Here is a 23,403-nt window from a genome sequence, read left to right on the forward strand (position 1 = left end):
GAACACTATTGGCCCGTGGGCTTATAGTCGCGAGCCCGCTGCACCCGCCATGTCCCAAATTGGCGGCCGTGCTCGTAGGCGGCCTCGATGGCGCCTCGCGCGATCGCTTCTGTCTCATAGCGCTGGCAGATCTCGCGACCACTATGTGGCTCACGGACTTCCAGCTCCCACGCTCCTACCGCACCCGTGTAGAGCCGGACCGTGAGAGCCAGAATCCCTTGCGCATCAGTACATTCACCCATTTCGACAAGACGTCTCAGTAGCACCACGGCAGGCTATCGAACGCATGTTCGACAAGCAAGCCGCCGGCGTGTTTGACCGCGTACCCATCAATGGGTGCTTCATGCTTCCAGCACCGACATGTCTGACTCGGAAGGCGGATTCGTGAACGGTTTCGCGCAAATCGTGACTCTCGTCAGCGCATTGGCTCACATCGGCGTCGCCCCGCTCGAGATGGTCTTCTTCAATCAGCCCTAGGCGCGGAAGTTCCTTCGCGTCGAGGCGGACAACCTTGGTGACGTCCGGATGTGGGCGTTCGTCGTCGGCACGAGGAACATGCTCGCCGGGATCGCGGCGATCGTCGGGCTGGTAATAGTGCGCACCGGTGACCCAGATGCGGGACGGGCGGTCGTCATAACCGCCTTGTCCTACATGCTGTTCGCCAGTCTCGCCATGGGAGTCGCGGACCTACTCGGGTTCTGGCGTCCGCGCGGCGGCAGCGTGATCGGCACGATCAGTTCCAGCTCGCTGGCGCTCATCGCTCTCATCGCCACCTTCGCGTAACCGGCGCTCAGATCACCGCTTGCAGATCGGCCTGCAACCGTGTCGCTTCCGCATCGCGGGCCACGGCTTGGGCGAGCAGCATCCGCAGCACACCAACGACGAGGGCGACCCCGAGGATCGCGACGCCTATGCCGCCGATGAGCAAAACCACGCCGGGCGCTACGGGTTCACCTGGTGCCAAAAGGAATCCGAGGGCAAACATCAGCGACGCCGCCGCTACAAAGGCACCGATAACAATGTGTACGTAGCGGAAGGCGCCGGAGGAGAATACGGTCCCCTGCCGCACCATGGTTACGAGCTTCCAGACACATACCACGACGACCTGAGCGGTCAGGATGCCCAGCACCACAATCGCGAGAATCGGCGTACGCAGGTAGGCCAGCTCAGGGTCCATGTCTTTCATGTCGTTGGCCAGTAGCGCCACCATGACGGTCTGCACGAACAGCGAGCCGCCAAGCAATCCCACGAGCACCGCCCGCAGCGACAGCACCGTCAGCTTTCCCATCATCTCTCCCTCGATCGAGCCACGATGGAAACCTATCGTCATTCGATAGGCTGCGCAAACGTGTCCTTCACACATTGGTCACAATGGTTCAGTGAACACACACCTATCGCCCCGCCTCGCGGCGATCGTCGAGGCTCTGCCGCTGGAGCCGCGTTTCCGGGTGCTCGAAATCGGCTGTGGCCCCGGAGCAGCCGCCCGGGCCGTGGCCGCTCGCCTGACCACCGGCCACATCCTCGCCATCGACCGGTCGGCTAGCGCGATCGCACAAGCAACCTCAGCCGCAGCCTCAGAAATCGCCGCTGGCCGGATGAGCGTGCGCCAGTGCCCGGGTGAAGACTTCGTGCTGCAGCCCGGCGAGCAACCCTTCGACTTGGTTTTCGCGGTGCGCGTCGGCGCCCTGGACGGACGCCACCCCGGAGCCGGACAGCAAGTACTGCAACGCATCGCGGCCGCCACCCGCCCTGGCGCCCGCCTGTTCATCGACGGCGGCAACCCCCTGCGCGAGTTGCAGATCCTACGTCACCACAGCGGACTGTCTAAATAGGAGCGTGCTGAGTGAAGAACGCGTCTACGGCGGCGATGGCGCCTTTGTGGCCGTCGATGGGGAAGATGAGCCAGGCGCCGTGCGCGCTGCTGCCCTCGGCTAGGTAGACCTCCGCGCTGCTGCTCTTCTTTGCGGCCGCTTTGAGCTCGTTGGCCGCACGCGCGAACGAGGCGTCGTTGCTGGCCGCGACGAAGAGCATGGGGATGGTCAGGGATTGCAGGCCGAACTCCGCGTTGACGCTGTTGAAGATAACCGGCGACGAGACGGTGATGAGGCCGTCGACCGGGGGCGATATCTCGGCGGCGGCGACGGCTGCCGCAGTACCTCCCATGGAAGCTCCTATGAGGACCACTTTGCTGGTGCCTTCGGCACGCAGCTGTTGGACCGCGGCCTTGATGTTCGCTGGCATGCTGTCATTGCCCGCGGCTGAGCCGCCGAACCCGGCGAAGTCGAAGGCAAGCACGCGGTAGCCACGGGTGGCGAGTTCGGTGGCTTTCGGGATCCATTCGCAGACCGAGCCGCCGTTTTGGTGGGCGAGCACGATGCCAGTCTTGCCCGTGCCGAAGACGACGCCTGTCAGCTGCGGGCCGAAGGTCACTCGCTTTTGCGTGGCGTGCAAGTCGGCGCATTCCGGGCCGGCGATCGGGCCCGCTGGCTGGGCCGACGGCGGGCTCGTGCACGCGGAGATGACCAGCAGCAGGGCAAGGAGTCCGGTCTTTCGCACGATGAACCTCTCAGAGGAGCGATGGGAACGCTCCCATCCTAACAGGAACGTCCAATATGGAGGGTCCGCACTGGACTAGGGTCACGGACATGGAGCCGAAGGGTCATTCGTGGATGATCGAGGAACGTGAGTACGCGCGGCAGGAGTCACGCCGGGGCCGACGGCACGCGTTCGCCCACCTTGAACCGGCACGCACGGCCCTCGTCGTGATTGATATGGTCCCGTTTTTCGTTGCGGAGTCGGCATATTGCCGCGGCATCGTGCCCAACATCAGCCGGATCGCTCGGCATCTGCGAGCCGCTGGGGGCACGGTGGCCTGGGTCCTTCCCGGCGCGGGCGAGCGGTCAGCTGCGAGTCGTCGGCACGCGACGCCAGCACTCTGGGCTTGCGGGTCATCATGCTCGCCAACGGCAACGCCGCCCGCCGCGATCAGGACCACAACGCCACCCTGCACACGATCTACCGCACCTTTGGTGACGTGCGCACTACCGGCGAGGTCATCGCGATGATCTAGCCTAAGGGCATGGCCGCCTTTGATGAGCAGCTTTTTGTGGGTACGTGGCACATCGTCGCCTCGAACTTCCCGATGTGGGTGGCTGGCGGCCGGACCCAGCCGCGTTTTCACTACGAGCAGCTGGAGCCGGGCCGGCTCAGTGACCGCGTCACCTATGTGCGCCGTGGGCGGGAACGGCAGATCCTTGGCATCGACACCCGGCTTCCCGGTGACGTGCCGACCTACCGGTGGCGCGGAGCTGGTGCGCTTCGGTTGCTGCGCAGCGACTGGCAGGTCAGCCAATGGGATCCCGGCTATGAGTGGGCGGTCATCACGTTCGCGAAGTCGCTCGTCACCCCAGCCGGGATGGATCTCATTGCCCGCTCCCCCGGAAACGAGCTGGAAAAGCAGTCTCGTGAGCTCGGGCTCAAGATGCTGTAAAGCCTTTCCATCGCTTTACTTAAATCGCACGATGTCTTGACGTTCGTGCCGGAACGTGCCGGCACTATGAGAACAAGTTTGGCGATGCTCGTCGCGGCAGCGGCGGTCGTGTTCGCCCCGGCTCCGGCGCACGCGGCAAGCGTCAACTGTGCCGCGTTTGTCATCAGTGGCAACCCCCGCACCGTCGCGGGCGCCACGTGGACCTACCGGTCAACCGACCAGGGCGTCGCGTACGCCTTGGAAGGTGTCCTGCTTCTCCCCAGCGCGACGAGTTCGCTTCCAGCGGTCGTTGTCAGCCACGGCAAAGGCGGCACGCCGCGCGGCTACTCGGCGACCATTGGCCGCACGATGGTCACCTGGGGACTGGCCGTGATCGCCACCATGTACACGCACGCGCCTGATGCCGAAGACCAGGGCAACCTGCCCAACGGCGGCGACGGCGCCTCAGCGGCCAATGTGCAGCGGGCACACAAGGCACGCGAGCTTCTAGCGTGTGTCAGCGGCGTGGACACCGCGCGAGTGGCCGCTCACGGGCACAGCATGGGTGCGTTCGTGACTGGACAGACACTTGGCACACACACCGGTGATTTCCGGGCGGCATCGCACACGGCCGGTGGCGTCGGTGACGGGCCGAACGCCACGAAACGTGCTGCGGCACAACAGATCGTGACGCCCTATCAGCTGCATCACGGTGACGCCGACCAGGTCGTGTCGATCGCGCTGGACCGTGCCCTAGACAGCATCCTGACCGCGAATGGCGTAACGCATCAGTTCCACGTTTACGCCGGCTATGACCATGCGCAGATCGCCTTCGACGCGCTGATGCTCTCGCGCGTGCGCTCGTGGTATCAAACCCACGGCGTGCTGTAACCACACGGGACCTTTTGTTCCTGGCCATAGCGGGGTAAGGGACCGTTATGGCCAAATACGAAGTTAACGACGCCGCCGTTGAGCACGCCCGCAAGCTGATCACCGAGGGTAAATACGTGCTCGACAGCGACTGGGGTGAATCCCAGCCTGACGCTGCCGCGCAGAACGCCTTCCTGGAGAAGAATTCCTGGGACGACTACGCGAACTGGCACCTGGGGTTAACCATCGACGCCAACGACGAAACCAAGGCACGGTACGCCTTCGGCTACGGCGACTTCAAAAAGCTGCACCGCACAGGGTTAATCGCCTGCGTCTACCGGGCGATGGAGTGGCGGCACAAAGACGTCGAGCTCGCCGCGCACGACCTGTTGCAGCGCCTGGACAAAGCCGCGGGCTGACACTCCTATGAATCGCCCAGCTCCTCCGGGGCACCTTCGGCTTTGGAACTGTCACGCAGCTGCATGTAGGGCTCCTGCTCCGGCGGGTGCCCTGCGGCGATAGCCCGGCGGCGCTCCAGCTCGGCGTTGAGTTCGGCTCCGAACAGGATCGCGAGATTGCTCAGCCATAGCCAAGTCAGGAAGACGATGACGCCCCCGAGCGTGCCGTAAGTGGCGTCATACGAGGCGAAATTCGCCGCGTACACCGCGAAGAGCAGCGAGACCGCGACCCACAGCACCACCGCGACGAACCCGCCCGGGCTGACCCACTTGAACCCGCCTTGGCGTGCGTTGGGGCAAGCCCAGTAGAGGATGGCGAATAACAGGCCCACGATCAGCACGAGGACCGGCCACTTGGCGACGTTCCATATCCCGACCGTGGCTGCACCGATGCCGAAGACTTCCCCTACCCGCTCGGCTAACTGTCCGCTGAGGACAACGATCAGCACGCTGGCGACGAGCAGCACGCCGGTGATGAGGGTGACGCCAAGGCGGATCGGGACCGTCTTCCAGACCGGCCGTCCCTCTGGCACGTCATAGATCGCGTTGGACGCCTGCATGAAGCCTGAGACATAACCGGAGGCCGACCACGTGGCCACGGCTAGGCCCAGGACAGCGGCCAGCCCCGCTTTGCCTTGGCCCTGCTGGACATTGCTCACGGCGGCCGTCACGATGTCGCGAGCCGGGCCGGGCACGATCGGCGTCACATTGTTCAGCAATGACTGCGTCAGCGAATCGTCAAGCAGCCCAAGCACCGCCACCAGGACCAGCAGTCCCGGAAACAGTGACAGGACGCTGTAGTAGGTCAGGGCCGCCGCCCAAACACTCAGGTTGTCTTCCTTGAACTGTTTGGCTGTCATGACGATCGCGGCGCGCCAGCCGCGCAAGCCGAGCTGAGCCGGAGAATCCGGTCCCGCGTCCGGTGGCGGCGCCGAGGTTACATCAGTTCCCACAAAGCAGCTGATACCCGCTATGCCGGCGATGTATGTGCCATGCCCGCCGGGACCTTAGGCTCGGCCACCGGTTCTTCTTCGGGTTCGCGGCCCGGTGTTTTGAGGTCGAACCGCACGATCATGAACCGGAACACGGAGTAGTAGACCGCCGCGTAAATGGGACCGACCAGGAAGATGAGCCACGGCTTTTCATGGTTGCCGTTGGCGAAATTGAGACTCCAGTCGATGAACCCGGCCGAGAAGGTGAAGCCGTCGCGCACGCCGAGAGCGTTCATGATGACCATCGACAGTCCGGTTAGGACCGCGTGCACACCGTAGAGCACGGGGGCGACGAAGACGAAGGCGAACTCGATCGGCTCGGTGATGCCGGTCAGGAAGGACGTGAGCGCGGCTGAGCCGAGCAGGCCGGTGATGGCCTTGCGGCGTTCAGGACGTGCTGTGTGAATCATGGCCAGGCACGCGGCGGGCAGTGCGAACATCATGATGGGGAAGAACCCGGTCATGAAACCGCCAGCCTGCGGGTCGCCGGCGAAGAAGCGGTTCAGGTCACCGGTCTTGCCTTCGAACTCGCCGAAGGTAAACCAGACCAGGCTGTTGGGAATGTGGTGCAGCCCAAGGGGAACCAGCAGCCGGTTGATCAGCCCGTAAACGCCGGCGCCGACGGTGTCATAGGCGACGATCCAGTTGCCCACGGCGCTGAACCCACGGCCGATGACCGGCCACAGGAGTCCTAACGCGACACCATTGACCACGGCGGCCAGGCCCGCGAGGATCGGCACCAGCCGCCGCCCGCCGAAAAACGCCAGATAGGACGGCAGTTTGGTGCGATGGAACCGGTCATAGAGCAAGGCGGTGACCAGTCCCATGACGATGCCGCCCAGGATGCCCATGGTCACGAGCTCGTCATTGACCTTGTTGTACTCCGCGACGACGTCATAGACCGCGTCGAAGACAAGGAAACCCACGACGGCGGCCAGTCCCGTCGTGCCGTCTGCTTTGCGGGCGAATCCAATCGCGACACCGACCGCGAACAGCAGGGGCAGATGATCGAAGACGACCTCACCGGCGTTGAGCAACACCTGTGAAACCGGGTTGTCCGGCGGCAGGCCGAGTCGGCGGGCGAGGTCGGGCCGGCCGAGGCCAAGCAGGAGTCCAGCGATCGGAAGGACGGCGATGGGCATCATCAAGCTGCGTCCGACGCGCTGTAGCACCCCAAAGACTGAGGTCACGTTTCCCTCCGGCGCTTCGAAGGAAGGGGCCGGGCCAGCGGGACCCAAAGTTTGTACCTGTCGGCCCGGTAAAAGGAGACTGAGTATGACACCAGGACTGGCCCAGCGTAAGCATGGCGCTCGATGTGCAGCACGGGGGCGCCCGCCCGCACGCCAAGAAGTCCAGCCAGTTCGGCGTCGGCTGTTCCTGCCTCGATCGTGTCTTCACCCCAATCGGGGACGAGGCTGAACCGCTTTTCCAGATCGTCAAAGAGCGACGAGGTCGGCGCTGTCATCCCGGGCACGAGCCGGTGTGGCAGCCAGGTGCTGTCGATAGCCATCGGCATGTCATCGGCCAGCCGCAGCCGTTTGAGGTGAACCAGGTCGTCGCCGGGCTCGCAGGTGAGCTGGCGGGCGAGGTGGGCGGTCGCGCGGACCACGCCGAATTCGAGGATCGCCGATCCCGGCCGCATCCCGCGCCTGGTCATCTCTTCGCTAAACGAGGTGAGCCGGGCTTGCAGGTCAAGCTTGGGCTTGGCGATGAAGGTGCCTTTGCCGGTGACCTTGAACAGGCGTCCCTCGGCGACCAGCGACTCGACGGCTTGCCGGACGGTCATCCGGGCCACGCCATAATGGGCGGCTAGCTCGCGTTCACTGGGAATCGGCTCATCCGGCTCGTCCGTCGCCTCGATCAAGTCAAGCAGAATGTAGCGCAGCTGCAAGTGCTTGGGCTGGTGCCGGTCGAGTGACAAGGGACTCTCCTAACGTGATGGGGAATCACGTCTAGACCGGACTAGACCAGACGGTGTCTACTGTTGTCAACTCTACGAGACCAGTCCACCTACCCCTCGGCCGAGGAGACGCTCGCATGGCCAGTAAAGCGGAACAGATAGTCGCTGGGCTCGGCGGTGTGAACAATATTGTGGAGATCGAACCCTGCATCACCCGGCTGCGCAGTGAGGTGGTCGATGCCCGGCTGGTCAGCGAGGCGGTCTTAAGATCGGCTGGGGTGCACGGCGTCCTGTTAGCTGGGCGGATAGTGCAGGTAATCGTGGGGCCAGAGGCGGACACGCTCGCTGGCGAAATCGAAGACTTGATGTGAGGCAAGTGGTGGTCATCGCGCCGCTGGATGGGGTTGCCGTCCCACTCCAGCAGGTTCCGGATCCGGTGTTCTCCGAGGTCCTTGTCGGCCCAGGCGTGGCCATCGTGCCCGAGGAGACCGCGCAAACGGTCCTCGCCCCGATGACCGGCCGCCTGCTCAAACTCAAACCACACGCCTTCATCATCGCCGCCGAAGGCAGGCGCGCGGTGCTGGTGCACCTGGGCATCGACACCGTGCGGCTCAACGGGTCGGCCACCGAACTGATCGCGCGCGAGAAGCAGGTGATTGAAGCCGGGGAACCGGTGATGCGCTGGCTGCCTGTGTGTGTCACGCAAGCGGGCCTTAGCGCTATCTGCCCGGTGGTCGCTCTTGACGCGCCACGCGACGCGCTGGAGTCGCTGGCCGAAGGGGCCATCCGCGCAGGGGCGAGCCTGTTCACCTGGCGGCATAGTGGCTGAACGCACCGTCCGCGTCGCGCTGGCCTCAGGGCTGCACGCTCGGCCAGCCGCCGTTTTCGTCCAGGCGGTGGGGACGACCGGCCTGCCCGTGACGATCCGCCGCGTCAACGGGCACGCCGCGGACGCGCGAAGCATCCTGTCCGTCATCGCGCTCGATGTGCGGCAGGGCGAGGAGGTCATCCTTTCCGCCGACGGTCCGCCTCAGGTGCTTGATGAGCTAGCCGCACTATTGGCTCAGGATTTGATATGAGCACCGTCAGCGGCCCGGTGGTGCGGCTGGACTTTCAGCCCACGGGACCAGACGCGGTAACGGGTTCGCCTAACCGGGAATACGCGCGGGCGCTTGGCGCGCTAAGCGGAGTGGCGCAAACGTTGCGGGAGCTAGGCCTTCGCACTCCAGCCGCCGCGTCCATTCTGGAGGCACAGGCGATGATGGCCGAGGATCCGGTGCTCGCCGAACGTGTCCGGTCGTTTGTGGACGGTGGCAAGTCGGCTGAAGAGGCGCTGCGTAACGCTTTTGACAGCTTCCGGCCGGGGATCGCCGCGGCGGGACGGGCAGCCGACCTTGACGATGTGTGCCGGCGTGCGGTGTGGGCGGCTCAGGGGACCTTGCCGGGCACAGGCGGGCTCATTGAGTACCCCCATGTGGTTGTGGCTCTTGATCTGGCTCCGGCGGACCTTGCGGCGCTTGAGGAAAGCGTGATCGCGATCGTGACGGCGCAGGGCGGGCCGACAAGCCACACCGCGATTTTGGCTCGGGCGATGGGAATTCCGGCGGTCACCGGGTGGACCGAGGCGCTTTCGTTGCGCGATGGCGAGGTGGTGACGGTCGATTCTGATGCGGGCGTGGTTTCGCGGGGTGTGACGGCGGCGCGTCCCGTTGCCACGCCAGCTATTGCCAACGGCGGTCCGCAAGGAGTGCTGCTGCAGGCCAACATCGGCTCCAGTGCCGATATCGCGCAGGCGCTTTCGGCTGGGGCGCAAGGCGTTGGGCTGCTGCGCTCGGAATTCATGACCGGCTACGCCGAAGTCATCGCCGCGTTTCCAGGAAAGCCTGTCGTCATCAGGGTTTTCGACGCCGGCGCCGACAAGCCGCTGCCCTTTCTGGCGAAAACCCAAGAACCTAACCCCTCTTTGGGGGTACGCGGTCTGCGCGCCCTTCGCGCGCATCCCGATGTGCTCACCGCTCAGCTGCGGGCGATAGCCGAGGCCGGTGGCGCACAAGTGATGGCGCCGATGGTTGGCGATCAGCAGGACGCGGCCTGGTTCGCCGCGCAGGCACGGTCGTTTGGCCTCAGTCCCGGTGCCATGATTGAGGTTCCAGCGGCGGCGGTGCTGGCACGCGAGATTCTGTCCGAAGTGGACTTCGTCAGCGTTGGCACCAATGATCTGGTGCAGTACACGCTCGCGGCCGACCGGCAGCTGGCCGCGATGGCGCCACTTCAGAACCCTTGGCACCCCGCCGTTTTGAGGCTCATCTCATGGGTAGGGCAAGCCGCGCAAGCGACAGGCAAGCCCGCGGGCGTGTGCGGCGAGGCGGCCGCCGATCCCCGTTTGGCACCGGTCCTCGTTGGACTCGGAATGTCGAGCCTGTCGATGAGCCCGCACGCGATCGCGGCGGTGCGGGCGGCACTTTCTGCCTACACCTTGGAGCAATGCCGCGAACTCGCGCAAAACGCCATAGGTTAACCGTCCCTTTCCCCGGGTGTTGACAAGCAGTGGGTCTCATGGTGGTCTAGTCCGGTCTAGACCACTGCCTCTCGTTCCCCTTTGGAGTGAGTAAGTTGGACCAGGATCTAACCCGTCGCACCCTTTTACAGCGTTCCGCGGCCGCCGGTCTCATGGCTGTTCCAGCAGCGGGCCTGCTGTCGGCCTGTGTCGGCACCGCTGGTGAGCAACAGCCCAAAGCCGAGGGCGACAAGACGCCCGAGAATCCGCTTGGCGTCAAGGAAGACGCCGAACTGGAAGTCGTCATCTTCAATGGCGGCCTGGGCACCAAGTACGCCACTGACGCCCACATCCCCTCGTACAAAAAGAAGTTCCCGAAGGCGACCGTCAAGTACTCGGCCGCCGAAGAGATCTCCACGGTCTTGCAGCCCCGGTTCGCCAGCAACCTGCCGCCAGACATGGTCAACAACGCCGGGTCGAAGCTGATGGACCAGGGCAAGCTCATCGAGGCCGGGCAGGTGGCCGACCTGAGCGACCTGTTCGCCGCGCCCTCATTGGACATCGCGGGCAAGACCGTTGGGCAGACCCTCCTGCCGGGCACCATCGAGCAGGGCACCTTCAACGGCAAGCCCTATCTGCTCAACTACGCGTTCAGCGTGTTCGGCCTCTGGTACTCCGGAAAACTGTTCAAGGACAACGGATGGACCGCACCATCAACGTGGGCTGATTTCACCGCGCTGCTGGACAAGATGCGCGCCAAGGGCATCACGCCCTATGCCTACGCTGGCGCCAACGCCGCCTACTACCAATACACCGTCATCCTGACCACCGCCGCGAAAATCGGTGGTGCCGACGTGCTCAAGAACATCGACACCCTGGCCGACAACGCCTGGAAGGCACCGGCGGTGAAGCAGGCCGCCGAACTGTGGGGCCAAATCGGTGCCAAGTACACGGATAAGTCTCACCTGAGCCTCAAGCACACCGAGGTTCAGCTGCAGCAGAACCAGGCCAAGATTGGCTTCTACCCCTCTGGCTCGTGGCTGGAAAACGAGCAGGCGAAAGACACTCCGGCCGGCTTCGATTATCAGGTCATGCCGTTGCCGGGCAACAGCGGCGACAAACTGCCCGCCGCGGCGATCTATGCCGCTCCGGGCGAGATCTACTTTGTCCCGTCGAAGGGCAAGAATGTCAACGGTGGCAAGGAATACCTGCGCCACATGCTGTCCAAGGACGGTGCGCGCAAGTTCACCGAACTCACCAAATCGCTGACCGTGGTTTCCGGTGCGGCCGAAGGACTCGACATCGCCCCCGGCCTGACCAGTGCCACGAAGATGCTCAAGGCGGCGGGACAGGACATCTTCAGCTTCCGCTTCGACGTGCAGTACAAGAAGCTCGACGACGAGTGCCGCAACGCCACCAACGAGCTGATGTTCCAGGGCGGCTCCGCCGACAAGTTCTGTGAGCGCATGCAGAAAGTTGCCGACGAGGTCAAGAAGTCCAAGTAGGACAACGGAGCTGGAGAGGTTCATGCGGCACGGCAGAAACCCGTTTGTCGTCGGATTTCTGGTGACACCGATCGCGCTCTACACGATCTTCGTCGCCTACCCGATCGCCGAACTGATACGCATCTCCCTGACGGACTGGAGCGGGCTCTCGCCCGAGTTCACCTTCGTCGGGCTGGACAACTTTGGGAAGATCCTGACCGATGACAAGGTCTGGCAAGCGGTTCAGCACCATCTGCTGCTCCTGATCGCTCTCCCGCTCGTCACCATCGCCCTCGCCCTGCTGTTCAGCTTCCTGCTGAACATGGGCGGGGGCACCCGTTCCGGGCTCGCCACAGGGGTCTGGGGGTCGAAGTTCTACCGCGTGGTGTTCTTCTTGCCCCAGGTGCTCGCGGTCGTCATCGTCGGCGTCATCTTCGGCCGCGTCTACGGCCCGGATCAGTCCGGCATTCTCAACAGTCTTCTGGGCCGGCTCAACGTGGAGCCCGTGCAGTTCATGGCCGAGTGGGGAATGCTGTCCATCCTCGGCGTGCTGATCTGGCAAGCCGTTGGCTTCTATGTCGTCTTGTTCTCGGCTGGCATGGCTTCCATTCCCGGCGAACTCTATGAGGCGGCCGTGATCGATGGCGCCAGCCGGGTCACGGTGTTCTTCCGCATCACCATTCCCCTGCTGTGGGAGACGATCCGCGTCGCCTGGGTCTACTTGGGAATCCTCGCCTTTGACGCCTTCGCCTTGGTCATGGTGATGACGATCGAGCAAGGCGGGCCTGACGGCGACACGAGTGTGCTGCCTGTGCTGATTTACAAGCAGGGCATCCGTGAATCCGAATACGGCTACGCCGCCGCGCTAGGGGTTTCCTTGTTCTTGCTGACCGTGACGTTCGCCGCCCTCGCCCTGCGGGCGGGCCGCCGCGACACACTCGAACATTAGAGGGCAGCGCTATGTCAGTGAAGAAAGACGTCAAGCTGCTCGCCGGGGCCGGGCACGTCATGCTCGCCATGTGGGCGCTAATGGTGATTGGCCCGTTGCTTTTCACCTTCATCGCCTCGTTCAAATCCAATACCGAAATCTTCTTGGGCAATCCGTTCGCCTTACCGGCCACGTGGGACTTCGGCGCCTTTGGCCGGGCATGGCGGGAAGCGCACATCGGCACCTATTTCCTCAACAGCGTCATCGTGGTCGGCGTATCGACCTTTGGCACCATGCTGCTGGGCTCGATGGCCGCCTATGTGCTAGCCCGGTATCAGTTCCGGTTCAACCGCGCCATTTACTACTACTTCGTGGCCGGGCTCGCCTTTCCCGTTTACGTCGTGCTCACTCCGCTTTACCTTGTGGTGCAAGCGGCCGGGCTTTTGGGGACGCACACGGGACTCATCCTGGTCTACATCGCTTATTCGCTGCCGTTCACCATTTTCTTCCTGGCCGCGTTTTTCAAGACCCTGCCAAACGCGGTCGCCGAGGCGGCGCTGATTGACGGCGCGTCGCACACGAAGCTGTTCTTCCGCGTCATGCTGCCGATGGCGAAACCCGGTCTGGTGAGCATCACCATCTTCAACCTCATCGGGCAGTGGAACCAATACGTGCTTCCGGTGGCGTTGCTGCAAGGCGAGGGCGCGGAGTCGAAATGGGTTCTCACGCAAGGCATCGCCGACATCTCCACATCCGCTGGTTACGAAGCGGACTGGGCGGCCCTGTTCGCCGCTCTCACCATCGCCATCATCCCGATGGTCGCCGTGTATGCGTTCTTCCAGCGCCAGATTCAGTCTGGGCTGACCGCAGGCGCGGTGAAGTAAGTCGATCCATTGACAAACCTGTCTGTCCCGTGTTGGTCTAGCCCGGTCTAGACCAACCTCCTACCTGGAGCGACCCTATGAGGCTCTCCCGCGTCCTAGTGTTAGCGCTCGCCGGGGCCGCATGTGCTGTGCTACCGCAGGCACCTGCCGTCGCCGCCCCTAACACGCAAACCGTTCCCGCGATCCAGCAATGGACCGCCGGATCCGGCACGTACACCTTCACTTCGGGCAGCCGCATCGTCGTAGATCCGGCCTTCGCGTCCGCATTGAACGGTGACGCGGCCACGTTCGCCACCGATCTGGGCGCACTGGCTGGGCGCACGATTTCCGTGACCCAGCTGGCGACCCCGGCCACCGGCGACATCTTCCTCACTCTGGGCGGCAGCGACGCCGCCGAGGGATACACGATGACGGTCGGCACCGCCATTCGCCTGCAGGGCTCCGCCTCAGCCGGCGTCTTCTTCGGCACCAGAACCGTGCTGCAACTGCTCAAGCAGTCCTACACCATCGCCGCCGGCACCGCCCGTGACTGGCCGGTCAAACCCGAACGCGGCCTGATGGTCGACCAAGGACGCAAGTTCTTCACCGTGGACTGGCTCAAGAAGCACATCAAAGAGCTGTCCTACCTCAAGCTCAACGTCTTCCACTTCCACCTGTCCGACACGTTCGGCTCCCGGGTGCAAAGCACCACCCACCCGGAAACCGTGTCAGCACAGCATTACACCAAGGCACAGATCGCCGAGCTCGTCGCGCTCGGCAACCAGTATCACGTGCAGGTCATCCCGGAAATCGACATGCCCGGGCACATGAACGCCATCCTGGCCCAGCACCCTGAGCTTCAGCTGGAAAACCAGTCAGGGCAACGCGATCCGTACTTCCTGGATCTGTCCGAGGCCGGCGCCTACACCCTCGTGCAGGACCTCATCACCGAATACATGCCGCTATTCCCGTCGCGCTACTGGCACATGGGCGCTGACGAATACGTCACCAACTACTCGGCCTACCCGCAGCTGCTGACCTACGCTCGCGCGCACTATGGCGCCAACGCGACGGCGAAGGACTCGTACTACGGTTTCATCAACTGGGTCAACGATTTGGTGCGTGCCAACGGAAAGACCCTGCGGATGTGGAACGACGGCATCAAGTCCGGCGACGGCACGATCAACCCGGCCACGAACATCCACGTCGAGTACTGGTACAACTACGGCCTCACGCCGCAGCAACTGCTCGACCGCGGGCACACGATCTCCAACGAGTCGTGGGACCCGACCTATTACGTCCTCGGTGGCGACAAGCCGGACAACACGTGGGCTTACGAAACGTGGCAGCCCAACCTGTTCCAGGGCGGCACGACCATCAACAACACCAGCCGCAACACCGGTTCCCGCGTACACGTCTGGTGCGACAACCCCAACGCCGAGACTGAAGACCAGATCGCCGGGGGCATCAAGTACACGCTGCGGGTGCTCGCCCAGCAAACGTGGGGATCGCCGAAACCCGCTGCCACCTATACCTCTTGGCAGGTGATCGCCGATGCGGTGGGCCGCGCCCCAGGCTGGCCGTCAGACACCCCGCCCGGCAACCTGGCTCTCGGCAAGCCGGTAACCGCCTCCTCCACCGAGACCTCCGCGTTCCCTGCCGCCAACGCCGTTGACGGCTCCTACGGATCGCGCTGGGCCAGTGCCTACACCGATCCCTCGTGGATTCAGGTCGACCTCGGCTCAAGCGTCTCCTTGAACCGGGTCGTGCTGCGCTGGGAAGCAGCCTTCGGCCGGGGGTACCAGATTCAGGTGTCCAACGACGCCACCAACTGGACGACGGTTTACACCACCACGACCGGTGACGGCGGCGTCGACGATCTCGCGATCACCGGCACCGGACGTTACCTGCGCATGTACGGAACCGCCCGCGGCACGTCATGGGGTTACTCCCTGTGGGAGATTGAGGCCTACGGCGGTACGACCGCACCGAACAAGGCGCTGAACAAGCCCGTCGCCGTGTCGTCAACCGAGACGGCGAACTTCCCCGGTTCGTCCGCTGTGGACGGTTCAGGAACGACGCGATGGTCATCGCTTTACGTGGACCCGTCGTGGATCCGCGTAGACCTCGGCTCCACTCAGTCGATTAGCCGCGTGGTGTTGCGCTGGGAGGCGGCCTTCGGCCGGGCCTACCAGATCCAAACCTCGCCTGACGGCACGAACTGGACGACCATCTACTCCACGGCCGCCGGTGACGGTGGCGTGGATGATGTGGCCGTTTCCGGCAGCGGGCGCTATGTGCGCATGAATGGCACAGCACGTGGCACGAGCTGGGGTTATTCACTCTGGGAGTTCGAGATCTACTAACAGGCAGGTTTACCTCACCGCACCAGGGGTACCGCAGGAAGTGCACCAGACCCGGCCACTTAGGAGGCGTTGTAATGGGTATCGGCGCAAGCATTTTCCTGATCGCCCTCGGAGCGATTCTCACCTTCGCCCTCGACTTCAGCGTCGGCGGCATCGATATCGACGTCGTTGGCTGGATCCTGATGGCCGCCGGCGTGATCGGCCTCGTCTTCACGACGCTGATCTGGGGACCGAGGCGGCGTGCCACCACGGTCACCGAGCAGCGGGTGCCGGCTTCCGACCCGGTGTACACCGGACGGGGCACCGGCTACCGCCGTGTCGAAGAGGAACGTGACATTTAACCTCCACTCCCGATGAACCGGCCCGCTGGCGTTACGCCAGCGGGCCTCTCACTGTCCATTGTGGATAATCATGCCGAGATTGGGCCGCCGGGGTTTCGCGGCGGCGCCAAAGCGGTTACGCTGCCAACAGCACCTCGTCCCGGCGGATCCCCCCGTGTTTGCCGGGACGGGGTGTCTTATTTTGCCCATAAGGCGTTTGAGCAGGCACGTTACTGGGCAGGTAACACCCATGCGCACACGATTTGATGTAATGCCTAACGAGGGCAAGTGGGAACTGCGCCGCAACGACCATCGTCTGTCGGCACATGAGCGCCAGGATGACGCGATCGAGGCAGGGCGGTCCGCCGCCAGATCAGAGCAGCCCAGTCAGCTGGTCGTGCACGGGCGCGATGGCAAGATCCGCGACGAATTCATCTACGAAAGCGCTACGGCTGAAGCAGGACCTTAATATAGCCATCGCGCTTTTCCTGGAACTTGGCATAGGCCTCGGGCGCTTGCGACAACGGCAAGCGGTGACTGGCGAAATCGTCAACGCCCAGCGGATCGGCTCCGGTCAGCAGCGGAATGATGTCATCGGTCCAGCGGCGCACATTGGCCTGTCCCATCCGCAGCTGGATCTGCTTGTCGAACAGCACCATCATCGGCAGCGGATCAGCCATCCCGCCGTAGACGCCCGTCAGCGAGATCGTGCCACCCCGGCGAACCGCGTCAATAGCGATCATGAAGGCCGCAAGACGGTCCACCCCAACGGTTTGCATCAGCTTGGCGGTCAGCGCATCGGGCAGCACACGGGTCGCTTTCTGCGCGGCCCAGACCACCGGAGACCCGTGCGCCTCCATGCCAACGGCGTCAATGACACAGTCGGCACCGCGCCCGTGGGTCGCATCGAGCACAAAGGACACGACACTTTCGTGGCTGTCGTCGTCCAAAACGGTGACACCACGGGCATACGCCCGCTGACAGCGCTCCGGCACCGGATCTACCCCGATCACCAGTTTGGCACCACGATGCAGCGCGACACGGGCACACATGTCCCCCACCGGCCCTAGACCCAGCACGAGCACGGTCGCCTCAGGCGGCAGATCCGCGTAAGCGACCGCCTGCCAAGCCGTGGGAAGCACATCGGACAGGTAGATGTACCGGTCGTCGGGTGCACCGGGCGGCACGACGATCGGGCCGTAATGTGCTTGCGGGACCCGCAGGTACTCAGCCTGCCCACCAGGAACAGACCCATAAAGGCGCGTATAGCCGAACAAGGCCGCGCCCTTGCCTTCATGGCGCACCTGGGTGGTTTCGCATTGCGACTGCAGCCCCTGAGCGCACATGAAACACGTGCCGCAGCAGATGTTGAACGGCACGACGACCCGGTCACCGGGCATGAGCGAGCCGGTCTGTGAACCGGTCTCCACCACGATGCCCATCGCTTCGTGGCCAAGGATGTCCCCGGTATCCATGAACGGGCCCATGACCTCATATAAATGCAGGTCAGAACCGCAGATGCCGGTGGAGGTGACCTTGACGATCGCATCGGACGGATGCATGATCGTCGGGTCCGGGACTTCTTCCACCCGCACATCGCGGGTTCCATGCCACGTCACGGCTTTCACGTCACCGTTGTGCCCTTGCGGCGTACCCGCAAAACGTTGCACTACCTGCCAATGCGAAAACGCACCCGGGTGATGCCGTTATCCCGGACGATGGCGAGCTGATCGCACAGCTGCTGACTAAGCCAAAGGCCCCAGCCACCGGTTGTTCCCGTTCCCGGAGCTAAATATCCAGCGAGCGGATCGCCAAAACCATCGCCTTCGTCGGTCACCTCGCCCGTGAACGAATGCTCCGAGATCCACAGGCGAAGACGGCGTTTGCCGGCCCCATGGCGCAGGCTGTTGCCGGCCAGTTCCGACACGACGAGCTGTAGCTCCTCGATGCGCTGAGGTTCGGCGCCGGTGGCAGCCGCGGCTCGGGTGACGGCCTGGCGGGCCGGCGGCAAACCGGTGAGGTCGTCAATGACGACTTCGACGGCCAGGGCGCCCGTGGCGTCGGGCAACGTCTCGGTGATCTGGGCAAACAACTCTCTCGTTGGCTGGAAGTCATCGCTCGGCCGCCGCACCGGGTCGAACACCCCAGCGTGGGTCCGCATCGCGTCGCTAAGAACCTGCGGCGCCAGGGTGCGCGTGTCGTAAGGGCACACAATCCAGGCTGGCGCGGCGGCGAATAGCTCATTGAGGGCCGACTCGTAGCGGGTCCACGTGGGATGCCGGTCAGCCGCGCCGAACGCGACCTCACCAACGATGCGGACATAGCCGTGTCCCGCGTCCGTCGCCTCGCCCAGCAGCCGCTGCCATCCGGCGATCGTGGCGGCCGGCCGGCGATACCACTCATCACGGTCAATGAAGGTGACGCGATCGGCATCACCGCACAGATGTGCTTGCAGGACTTCGATATTGCTCCGCGTCACGGCACAGATGAGCGCGTCACCGTTGGCTAAACCATCACGGATGAACGGGCCTAGCGCCGCGGTGAATTCCGTGTCATCGGCATAGAACAAGGCGTCATGAGTCAGCCGCGTAACGTTCATGAGGCCACCTCCGCTTGCTGCCATCCGCCAGGTGTCACGATATCCAGCAGCCGGTGCAGAGCGGGCGATACGCCGTCTAACCTGACGTAAGAGCTGGTCACAGCGGCCAGCATCGCCGCGGTCGCCGCATCGGTGAAGGACAGCTGAGACACATCAACCACATAAGGGCCGCAATCGTTGACCGAGGCCGGCAGCCGCTCAAGCATGGCCGCCAAAGCGTCGCGATTGGACACATCAGCCGCTCCGGAAAGCCTTAGCCCAGCGGGGCTATCGGTGTAGCGCATCCGCATCAGCGGCTCCCAGCCATTCTCCTGGTGGCCAATCGCTGTCGCAGGGTGAGCTGACGCGACGGAGGAAAGTTCCGCCGCGGTGAACAGGCGCCGGTCATAGAGGCAGACTCCCACGACTTTTCCTTGGGCGAAGACCTTGTTGACATTGGCTTCGTACCACAACAGCCGGTCAGCGTGCGGCTGATCCAAGGCGCCGATCCGGGTCGCCCACGCCATGTCAGCCGCGACGCGCAGCCCTGCCCAGCCGTCAGCGGCCGCTTGCTCCGCATGCGCCGGCCAAGTCTCGATGGTGGCCTGCGCATCGAACCAGCCACCGTCCAAATAGGTCTCCGCTGAAGCACGTATCTGCAGCTGGCCGGAGCGAAGCGCCGCACCGGCTGGCACGCCGAGCGCCTCCCACCCGGCTATCAAAGCTTCGGGCAGCCATGCATGGGTGTAGTAGAGCACCCGCTGCCGCGCTGACAAGCCGCCCGCGACATACCGCGCTGTCACCTCAACGACCGCCTGATCGTCATCAAACACCCAGCACACGTGGTCGCCGAGTTCGAGCCGGTCGATCGCCTCCTGGCCAGACAAACGCGGTCCCCTTTCTGCCGATCCTCTAGATTACCCACCCTCCCACCGCGCCTAAACATTTGTCTACAAAGGACAAAACGATGGCAGGGCGCCGCACCGTCGCGCGCCCTGCCATTGACGATTACGCGATGGCGCAAGCAATTCCGTTGAGGGTGAACGATGCTGGCTTGCCGCTGTCACCGGTATGGGTGGCTTGGAAGCCGATGCTGACCGAACCACTAGCGGCGATAGTCGCGTTATAGGAGACATTGCGGGCGGAAACCGTGCCACTGGACGGCGCGTAGGTCGCGTTCCACCCGTTGATGATGGCCTGCCCACCGGGGAGCGTGAAGACCAGGCTCCAGCCGCTGACCGTGGCACTGCCAGTGTTCGTGATGGTGATAGCGCTCGTCAGCCCGGTGTTCCAGGCATTGACCGTGTACGCCACACGGCACGCACCGCCCGTGGGAGGCGGGCTCGACGGTGGTGGGCTGGAAGGTGGCGAACTCGTGGGAACCGTGGTGTCCAGACCGAAGAACCTCAGCACCTGAGCGGCATCGACCGGAAGGTTGTGTGACACGCCCTGCATGCTGATCGCCTCAACGGGTGCCATGCCACCGGTGCCGCCGTAACGCGTGCGCGTGTAACCCGATTGCGGAGTATCCGTGAACGACGGTGTCTGGCTCAGCCCGTGCACGTTGGTCCACTGCTTGACCTGCTCGCCGAAATTCGGGTAACGCAGAATCTCATCGTTGGTGCCGTGCCAGATCTGCATCCGCGGTCGTGCCCCGGTGTAGCCGGGGTAAGCGTTGCGGACCAGATCCCCCCACTGTTGCGGCGTGCGGAGGAGCTGACCGTTGGAACACTCGCTGTTCCACTCAGATCCGTTGGTGGTGGCGAAACACGCGAACGGGACACCGGCGAAGGAGGCTCCCGCTTTGAACACGTCTGGATAGATGCCCAGCAAAACGTTGGTCATCATCGCGCCCGACGACGTGCCCGTGACGAAAACTTTGGCCGGGTCGGTGTTGTAGCGCTGCTGCACGTAACTGACCATCGACATGATGCCCACCGGGTCGCTTCCGCCCCCACGGCGCAACGCCGCGGGCGAGGACACATCCCAGCACAGCGAACTGCGCGTGACGGAGGGATAGATGACGATGTACCCGTACCGGTCGGCCAGCGACGCGTATTGCGTGCCGGAGTAGTAAGCCGGGCCGGAACCGCTGCAGTAATGCACCGCGACCAGGACCGCGGGCCTCGCTGCCACGCTGTCTGGCACGTAAAGATGCATGCGAAGGTTGGTGGGGTTGGTGCCAAAGCCCGTGATTTCGGTGAGCGTCGCCGCGGACACGGGTGTGGCGAGCACCAGCGCTGTCGTGACGGTCATGGCGGCGGCCATAGCGGCGCCAAGGAGTTTGATTCTGGTTGTCATAGGAGTGATCGATCCTCCGGAACAAAGGCATGCGCGGGTATGAGATCGATGGCTGCCCGGCGCCCGACCGTTTCCGGCTCCTGAAACAATGAGCAGTATCACTGCCAGCGGTCAGCGTTGGCAAGTTCTATGCTTGCCGCATGCCCGTCCCGTTCGCTGAAGCCTTCGACGCGGAATCGTTGCTGGCCGCCGCCGCCGAAGAAGCCGGTCCCTGGGATCTGTCCCAGGTGATCTGGCACGAAGGCTCTGACAACGTCATCCTGGAGACCGCTGACGGCTGGATGCTGCGTTTCCCGTTCGACGACGAGTCCAACTTCGAGCAGGAGACACAACTTCTCGGCCTGCTTAACGGCCGGCTCCTCACGCCCGTGCCGGTGGTGGAGTGGACCGGCAAGAAGACCCGTTTCGCCGCCTATCGCAAGCTTCAGGGTGCCGCGTTCGACCCCGCTCAGTACCAGCTGGTGTCGGAATTTCAGCGCGAAGCGCTCGCGAGCTCGCTGGCGCGCTTCCTCGCCGCCCTGCACGACAGCCTGACTCCGGCCGAAACGGCGAGCCTGGACATCGCCGTGCTCGATCCCAAGGCCGAGCTCGATCTGCTCGTTCGCGAGATGCGCTGGCTCCCGCCCGCGCACCGCCATCGCCTTGACGGCCTGGTCGGCCAGTTCGCCGCGATGTGGGTCGCCGGTGAGCCTGACGAGCCGCTAGTGTTGCTGCACAACGACTTTCAGCCAGATAACTTGGTGTTCGCTGAGCCTGTGGGTGAGCTGACCGGGGTGTGGGACTTTGGCTCGGTCAGGCTGGGGCCGCCCGCGTTTGACTTCCGCTACTTCGACAACGCGCCGGCCGATCTGCTCGAACGCATGGCCGGGCACTACCAGATGCTCACGACCCGCCCGATCGATGTGGAAGCGGTGGTGGTGGCTAACCGCATCGAAGACCTCTTCGACATCCTCCAGGCCCGGCGCCTCGATTTGCTCGATACGCTTCTCGCTCAGTGGAGTCAGCCGCCAAGCTGACACGATGGGAGGCCGCCCGGGTCTCCACTACAGATCCGGGCGGCCCCTCATGGTTAGCTGGTGACGGTGAAGGTGTAGTTCACGGCACCGGAGGACACCGTGGCGCCGTCGGTTGCGCGTGTTCCGGTGACTTCGAACGTGAGGGTGTAGGTGCCAGCCGCTTCGAACGCCCAGTTCGCGTGACCGTGGGCGGCCACATTGAGGGTCCGGCTGTCGGGCAGCCCGTTACCGCTGTCGAAAAGCACTGTCACCGCGCCGAACGTGCCGACGGTGTAGAGGCTGAAGTCGTCTGGGCCGCTCACCGCGGTCAGCTTCAGCTGCAGATTGTTGCTTTGCAGCACTCCACTTGGTACCCCCGAGGTGTTCCAGCCCAGCCACAGCAGACCTGGCTTCTGGCTTTGCGGCAGAACCCAGACGGGATCGCCTGGGCTACCCAGGAACGCGTACGCGGCACCGGAAGGCACCGTGGTCTTCGCCCCGGACGGCACGCTGAAGATAACGTCGGCCGGATTGCCCTCGACGGCCGGTGTCACCGTGTCGTCGAGAACCTTGACGCTGAAGGTGTTCGCGGACCAGTTCACGTCGACGGCGTCGGCGTGCCCGGAGCTGAGAGTGACAGCCGCGTGCGCGGGTGTCGCGGATAAAACAATCAGTGCCACCAATGCGGCGGCGGGAATCAGTTTCCTCATCAGGGTTGCTCCTTCTAGGACACGACTTGGAAGCGGATGGTGACCGGGCCCGACGAGAGATGCGCGCCGGTGAACGCGTCTTTCGCCGTCACCTTGAACGTCAGCCAGTACCAGCCCGCGGCTTCGAAAGCCCAGTTAGCGTGCTGGTGCACGCCGGCGGCCAGGTTGTGGGTGTCGGGAAGGCCGTCGCCTTCGTCGAAAATGATGCTGGGGGCGCCGAATTCGTCGGTCGTGAAAACGCTGACGTCACCCGGCCCATAGACGGAGGTGAGTTTAATTGTGACACTGTCGCCCGCGAGCTGCCCGGCGGCGATCTCTTCGGTGGCAAGTCCCGCGAACAGAAGGTTGGGATCTTCAACCTGCGGCAGCACCCAGACGGGATCGCCTGCGGCACCGAGGAACGCGTAGGCCGGATCCGCGGGCACCGTCGTGCGCGCCTCAGGCTTCACCTTTAGCACGACGGAGCACGGGTCAAGCTCACCCGTGACTTCATCGTGCACGTGCACGGCCAGTTCCCCGTCCTCATAAGCGATATCGAGAACGTCAACGTGACCCTGGCTCAGCACGGTGGTGCTCGCCGTGGAAGCGTTGGCGGGCAATGCCCCGGCAACGGCCACGGTGCTGGCGATCGTTGCGGTCAGTAAGATTCTGGTCCGCAAGCGCATAGATTGT

The 23,403-nt window shown here is 63.9% G+C and carries 28 protein-coding genes and 1 pseudogene; 17 read left to right on the plus strand and 12 right to left on the minus strand.

Annotated elements, in window-relative coordinates:
* Nucleotides 1-5: 5 nt before the first annotated feature.
* On the minus strand, nucleotides 6-266 hold the full coding sequence (locus tag A3E1_RS47385) for a hypothetical protein (RefSeq protein ID WP_157631738.1): 261 nt from the start codon (nucleotides 264-266) through the stop codon (nucleotides 6-8).
* A 229-nt stretch (nucleotides 267-495) separates the two neighbouring features.
* Between A3E1_RS47385 and A3E1_RS48030 the strand changes: the two are divergent.
* Nucleotides 496-783: pseudogene (locus A3E1_RS48030) on the plus strand (DUF1304 family protein); the annotation flags it as partial.
* Between the two features lie 7 nt (nucleotides 784-790).
* Here the strand turns inward: A3E1_RS48030 and A3E1_RS0125775 are convergent.
* The gene (locus tag A3E1_RS0125775; RefSeq protein WP_026208846.1) at nucleotides 791-1,288 is read right to left on the minus strand and encodes a DUF2975 domain-containing protein; all 498 of its coding nucleotides are present in this window, start codon (nucleotides 1,286-1,288) and stop codon (nucleotides 791-793) included.
* A gap of 91 nt (nucleotides 1,289-1,379) precedes the next feature.
* On the opposite strand from A3E1_RS0125775, the gene A3E1_RS0125780 reads away from it, so the two are divergent.
* Nucleotides 1,380-1,832: a methyltransferase domain-containing protein gene (locus tag A3E1_RS0125780; RefSeq protein ID WP_020523678.1), complete on the plus strand. Its 453-nt coding sequence runs from the start codon at nucleotides 1,380-1,382 to the stop codon at nucleotides 1,830-1,832.
* On the opposite strand, the gene A3E1_RS0125785 is transcribed toward A3E1_RS0125780, so the two are convergent.
* Nucleotides 1,825-2,556: an alpha/beta hydrolase gene (locus A3E1_RS0125785; protein ID WP_020523679.1), complete on the minus strand. Its 732-nt coding sequence runs from the start codon at nucleotides 2,554-2,556 to the stop codon at nucleotides 1,825-1,827. The two genes, A3E1_RS0125780 and A3E1_RS0125785, sit on opposite strands and share 8 nt — an antisense overlap.
* Before the next feature lie 385 nt (nucleotides 2,557-2,941).
* Between A3E1_RS0125785 and A3E1_RS48855 the strand changes: the two genes are divergently transcribed.
* From A3E1_RS48855 to A3E1_RS0125805, 4 genes are all read left to right on the plus strand, one after another.
* The gene (locus A3E1_RS48855) at nucleotides 2,942-3,070 is read left to right on the plus strand and encodes a hypothetical protein (RefSeq protein WP_281167402.1); all 129 of its coding nucleotides are present in this window, start codon (nucleotides 2,942-2,944) and stop codon (nucleotides 3,068-3,070) included.
* A 9-nt stretch (nucleotides 3,071-3,079) separates the two neighbouring features.
* A complete protein-coding gene (locus A3E1_RS42075) occupies nucleotides 3,080-3,490 on the plus strand; it encodes a lipocalin/fatty acid-binding family protein (RefSeq protein ID WP_020523681.1) in 411 nt (136 codons plus the stop codon).
* Between the two features lie 66 nt (nucleotides 3,491-3,556).
* The gene (locus A3E1_RS0125800; RefSeq protein WP_083929642.1) at nucleotides 3,557-4,360 is read left to right on the plus strand and encodes an alpha/beta hydrolase family protein; all 804 of its coding nucleotides are present in this window, start codon (nucleotides 3,557-3,559) and stop codon (nucleotides 4,358-4,360) included.
* Nucleotides 4,361-4,407: 47 nt separating this feature from the next.
* Nucleotides 4,408-4,758 carry a hypothetical protein gene (locus tag A3E1_RS0125805; RefSeq protein ID WP_020523683.1) on the plus strand — a complete coding sequence of 117 codons (351 nt, stop codon included), beginning with the start codon at nucleotides 4,408-4,410 and terminating at the stop codon, nucleotides 4,756-4,758.
* Between the two features lie 5 nt (nucleotides 4,759-4,763).
* Here the strand turns inward: A3E1_RS0125805 and A3E1_RS0125810 are convergent, their stop codons facing one another.
* Genes A3E1_RS0125810 through A3E1_RS0125820 form a run of 3 tightly spaced genes read right to left on the minus strand, consistent with a single transcriptional unit; the run spans nucleotide 4,764 to nucleotide 7,710 of the window.
* A complete protein-coding gene (locus A3E1_RS0125810) occupies nucleotides 4,764-5,750 on the minus strand; it encodes a YihY/virulence factor BrkB family protein (protein ID WP_020523684.1) in 987 nt (328 codons plus the stop codon).
* A gap of 17 nt (nucleotides 5,751-5,767) precedes the next feature.
* Nucleotides 5,768-6,979: a PTS transporter subunit EIIC gene (locus tag A3E1_RS0125815; RefSeq protein ID WP_020523685.1), complete on the minus strand. Its 1,212-nt coding sequence runs from the start codon at nucleotides 6,977-6,979 to the stop codon at nucleotides 5,768-5,770.
* Nucleotides 6,976-7,710 (minus strand): GntR family transcriptional regulator, encoded by a 735-nt coding sequence (locus A3E1_RS0125820; RefSeq protein ID WP_020523686.1) that lies wholly within the window; start codon nucleotides 7,708-7,710, stop codon nucleotides 6,976-6,978. The genes A3E1_RS0125815 and A3E1_RS0125820 overlap by 4 nt, the downstream gene beginning before the upstream one ends.
* 116 nt (nucleotides 7,711-7,826) lie before the next feature.
* Between A3E1_RS0125820 and A3E1_RS0125825 the strand changes: the two genes are divergently transcribed.
* The 10 genes from A3E1_RS0125825 (at nucleotide 7,827) to A3E1_RS47390 (ending at nucleotide 16,616) form a co-directional block, all read left to right on the plus strand.
* Nucleotides 7,827-8,060, plus strand: a complete 234-nt coding sequence (locus tag A3E1_RS0125825; RefSeq protein WP_020523687.1) for a glucose PTS transporter subunit EIIB — start codon at nucleotides 7,827-7,829, stop codon at nucleotides 8,058-8,060.
* Complete coding sequence (locus tag A3E1_RS0125830) at nucleotides 8,057-8,518, plus strand: PTS sugar transporter subunit IIA (protein WP_040391837.1); 462 nt, start codon at nucleotides 8,057-8,059, stop codon at nucleotides 8,516-8,518. The genes A3E1_RS0125825 and A3E1_RS0125830 overlap by 4 nt, the downstream gene beginning before the upstream one ends.
* On the plus strand, nucleotides 8,511-8,768 hold the full coding sequence (locus A3E1_RS0125835; RefSeq protein WP_020523689.1) for an HPr family phosphocarrier protein: 258 nt from the start codon (nucleotides 8,511-8,513) through the stop codon (nucleotides 8,766-8,768). The genes A3E1_RS0125830 and A3E1_RS0125835 overlap by 8 nt, the downstream gene beginning before the upstream one ends.
* Nucleotides 8,765-10,207, plus strand: coding sequence for a putative PEP-binding protein (locus tag A3E1_RS0125840; RefSeq protein ID WP_020523690.1), 1,443 nt, complete (start codon nucleotides 8,765-8,767; stop codon nucleotides 10,205-10,207). Before A3E1_RS0125835 ends, A3E1_RS0125840 begins: the two co-directional genes overlap by 4 nt.
* A 152-nt stretch (nucleotides 10,208-10,359) precedes the next feature.
* Nucleotides 10,360-11,691 (plus strand): N-acetylglucosamine/diacetylchitobiose ABC transporter substrate-binding protein, encoded by a 1,332-nt coding sequence (gene ngcE / locus A3E1_RS0125845; RefSeq protein ID WP_020523691.1) that lies wholly within the window; start codon nucleotides 10,360-10,362, stop codon nucleotides 11,689-11,691.
* Between the two features lie 22 nt (nucleotides 11,692-11,713).
* Nucleotides 11,714-12,619: a carbohydrate ABC transporter permease gene (locus A3E1_RS0125850; RefSeq protein WP_020523692.1), complete on the plus strand. Its 906-nt coding sequence runs from the start codon at nucleotides 11,714-11,716 to the stop codon at nucleotides 12,617-12,619.
* An 11-nt stretch (nucleotides 12,620-12,630) separates the two neighbouring features.
* The gene (locus A3E1_RS0125855; protein WP_020523693.1) at nucleotides 12,631-13,482 is read left to right on the plus strand and encodes a carbohydrate ABC transporter permease; all 852 of its coding nucleotides are present in this window, start codon (nucleotides 12,631-12,633) and stop codon (nucleotides 13,480-13,482) included.
* A gap of 77 nt (nucleotides 13,483-13,559) precedes the next feature.
* On the plus strand, nucleotides 13,560-15,827 hold the full coding sequence (locus tag A3E1_RS0125860; protein WP_051105156.1) for a family 20 glycosylhydrolase: 2,268 nt from the start codon (nucleotides 13,560-13,562) through the stop codon (nucleotides 15,825-15,827).
* Nucleotides 15,828-15,901: 74 nt separating this feature from the next.
* Nucleotides 15,902-16,168, plus strand: coding sequence for a DUF6458 family protein (locus A3E1_RS0125865; protein ID WP_020523695.1), 267 nt, complete (start codon nucleotides 15,902-15,904; stop codon nucleotides 16,166-16,168).
* Nucleotides 16,169-16,397: 229 nt separating this feature from the next.
* A complete protein-coding gene (locus A3E1_RS47390; protein ID WP_026208848.1) occupies nucleotides 16,398-16,616 on the plus strand; it encodes a DUF2188 domain-containing protein in 219 nt (72 codons plus the stop codon).
* Here A3E1_RS47390 and A3E1_RS0125875 read toward each other — a convergent pair.
* The 4 genes from A3E1_RS0125875 to A3E1_RS0125890 all read right to left on the minus strand — a co-directional run bounded on the left by A3E1_RS0125875 (nucleotide 16,594) and on the right by A3E1_RS0125890 (nucleotide 21,026).
* Nucleotides 16,594-17,775, minus strand: coding sequence for a zinc-dependent alcohol dehydrogenase (locus A3E1_RS0125875; RefSeq protein ID WP_026208849.1), 1,182 nt, complete (start codon nucleotides 17,773-17,775; stop codon nucleotides 16,594-16,596). The genes A3E1_RS47390 and A3E1_RS0125875 overlap by 23 nt on opposite strands.
* 41 nt (nucleotides 17,776-17,816) lie before the next feature.
* Entirely contained in the window at nucleotides 17,817-18,746 is a 930-nt protein-coding gene (locus A3E1_RS0125880; RefSeq protein ID WP_020523698.1) for a sensor histidine kinase, read from the minus strand.
* The gene (locus A3E1_RS45090) at nucleotides 18,743-19,612 is read right to left on the minus strand and encodes an MEDS domain-containing protein (RefSeq protein WP_020523699.1); all 870 of its coding nucleotides are present in this window, start codon (nucleotides 19,610-19,612) and stop codon (nucleotides 18,743-18,745) included. The genes A3E1_RS0125880 and A3E1_RS45090 overlap by 4 nt, the downstream gene beginning before the upstream one ends.
* Before the next feature lie 121 nt (nucleotides 19,613-19,733).
* The gene (locus A3E1_RS0125890; protein ID WP_020523700.1) at nucleotides 19,734-21,026 is read right to left on the minus strand and encodes an extracellular catalytic domain type 1 short-chain-length polyhydroxyalkanoate depolymerase; all 1,293 of its coding nucleotides are present in this window, start codon (nucleotides 21,024-21,026) and stop codon (nucleotides 19,734-19,736) included.
* Nucleotides 21,027-21,166: 140 nt separating this feature from the next.
* On the opposite strand from A3E1_RS0125890, the gene A3E1_RS0125895 reads away from it, so the two are divergent.
* The gene (locus A3E1_RS0125895) at nucleotides 21,167-22,042 is read left to right on the plus strand and encodes a phosphotransferase family protein (protein WP_020523701.1); all 876 of its coding nucleotides are present in this window, start codon (nucleotides 21,167-21,169) and stop codon (nucleotides 22,040-22,042) included.
* 53 nt (nucleotides 22,043-22,095) lie between these two features.
* On the opposite strand, the gene A3E1_RS0125900 is transcribed toward A3E1_RS0125895, so the two are convergent.
* Complete coding sequence (locus A3E1_RS0125900; RefSeq protein WP_020523702.1) at nucleotides 22,096-22,731, minus strand: choice-of-anchor M domain-containing protein; 636 nt, start codon at nucleotides 22,729-22,731, stop codon at nucleotides 22,096-22,098.
* Nucleotides 22,732-22,745: 14 nt separating this feature from the next.
* Nucleotides 22,746-23,390 (minus strand): choice-of-anchor M domain-containing protein, encoded by a 645-nt coding sequence (locus A3E1_RS0125905; protein ID WP_211215990.1) that lies wholly within the window; start codon nucleotides 23,388-23,390, stop codon nucleotides 22,746-22,748.
* Nucleotides 23,391-23,403 lie beyond the last annotated feature (13 nt).

Origin of the sequence: Catelliglobosispora koreensis DSM 44566, assembly GCF_000379685.1 — a bacterium.
Lineage (GTDB): Bacteria > Actinomycetota > Actinomycetes > Mycobacteriales > Micromonosporaceae > Catelliglobosispora > Catelliglobosispora koreensis.

What these genes read in the sequence shown, in the direction of transcription:
- A3E1_RS0125840 (WP_020523690.1), top strand. Translation starts at nt 8,765, where the DNA reads ATGAGCACCGTCAGCGGCCCGGTGGTGCGGCTGGACTTTCAGCCCACG.
- A3E1_RS0125855 (WP_020523693.1), top strand. Translation starts at nt 12,631, where the DNA reads ATGTCAGTGAAGAAAGACGTCAAGCTGCTCGCCGGGGCCGGGCACGTC.
- A3E1_RS0125800 (WP_083929642.1), top strand. Translation starts at nt 3,557, where the DNA reads ATGAGAACAAGTTTGGCGATGCTCGTCGCGGCAGCGGCGGTCGTGTTC.
- A3E1_RS0125805 (WP_020523683.1), top strand. Translation starts at nt 4,408, where the DNA reads ATGGCCAAATACGAAGTTAACGACGCCGCCGTTGAGCACGCCCGCAAG.
- A3E1_RS0125775 (WP_026208846.1), bottom strand. Translation starts at nt 1,288, where the DNA reads ATGGGAAAGCTGACGGTGCTGTCGCTGCGGGCGGTGCTCGTGGGATTG.
- A3E1_RS0125825 (WP_020523687.1), top strand. Translation starts at nt 7,827, where the DNA reads ATGGCCAGTAAAGCGGAACAGATAGTCGCTGGGCTCGGCGGTGTGAAC.
- A3E1_RS0125860 (WP_051105156.1), top strand. Translation starts at nt 13,560, where the DNA reads ATGAGGCTCTCCCGCGTCCTAGTGTTAGCGCTCGCCGGGGCCGCATGT.
- A3E1_RS42075 (WP_020523681.1), top strand. Translation starts at nt 3,080, where the DNA reads ATGGCCGCCTTTGATGAGCAGCTTTTTGTGGGTACGTGGCACATCGTC.
- A3E1_RS47390 (WP_026208848.1), top strand. Translation starts at nt 16,398, where the DNA reads ATGCGCACACGATTTGATGTAATGCCTAACGAGGGCAAGTGGGAACTG.
- A3E1_RS0125850 (WP_020523692.1), top strand. Translation starts at nt 11,714, where the DNA reads ATGCGGCACGGCAGAAACCCGTTTGTCGTCGGATTTCTGGTGACACCG.
- A3E1_RS0125865 (WP_020523695.1), top strand. Translation starts at nt 15,902, where the DNA reads ATGGGTATCGGCGCAAGCATTTTCCTGATCGCCCTCGGAGCGATTCTC.
- ngcE (WP_020523691.1), top strand. Translation starts at nt 10,360, where the DNA reads ATGGCTGTTCCAGCAGCGGGCCTGCTGTCGGCCTGTGTCGGCACCGCT.
- A3E1_RS0125895 (WP_020523701.1), top strand. Translation starts at nt 21,167, where the DNA reads ATGCCCGTCCCGTTCGCTGAAGCCTTCGACGCGGAATCGTTGCTGGCC.
- A3E1_RS0125890 (WP_020523700.1), bottom strand. Translation starts at nt 21,026, where the DNA reads ATGACAACCAGAATCAAACTCCTTGGCGCCGCTATGGCCGCCGCCATG.
- A3E1_RS0125900 (WP_020523702.1), bottom strand. Translation starts at nt 22,731, where the DNA reads ATGAGGAAACTGATTCCCGCCGCCGCATTGGTGGCACTGATTGTTTTA.
- A3E1_RS0125880 (WP_020523698.1), bottom strand. Translation starts at nt 18,746, where the DNA reads ATGAACGTTACGCGGCTGACTCATGACGCCTTGTTCTATGCCGATGAC.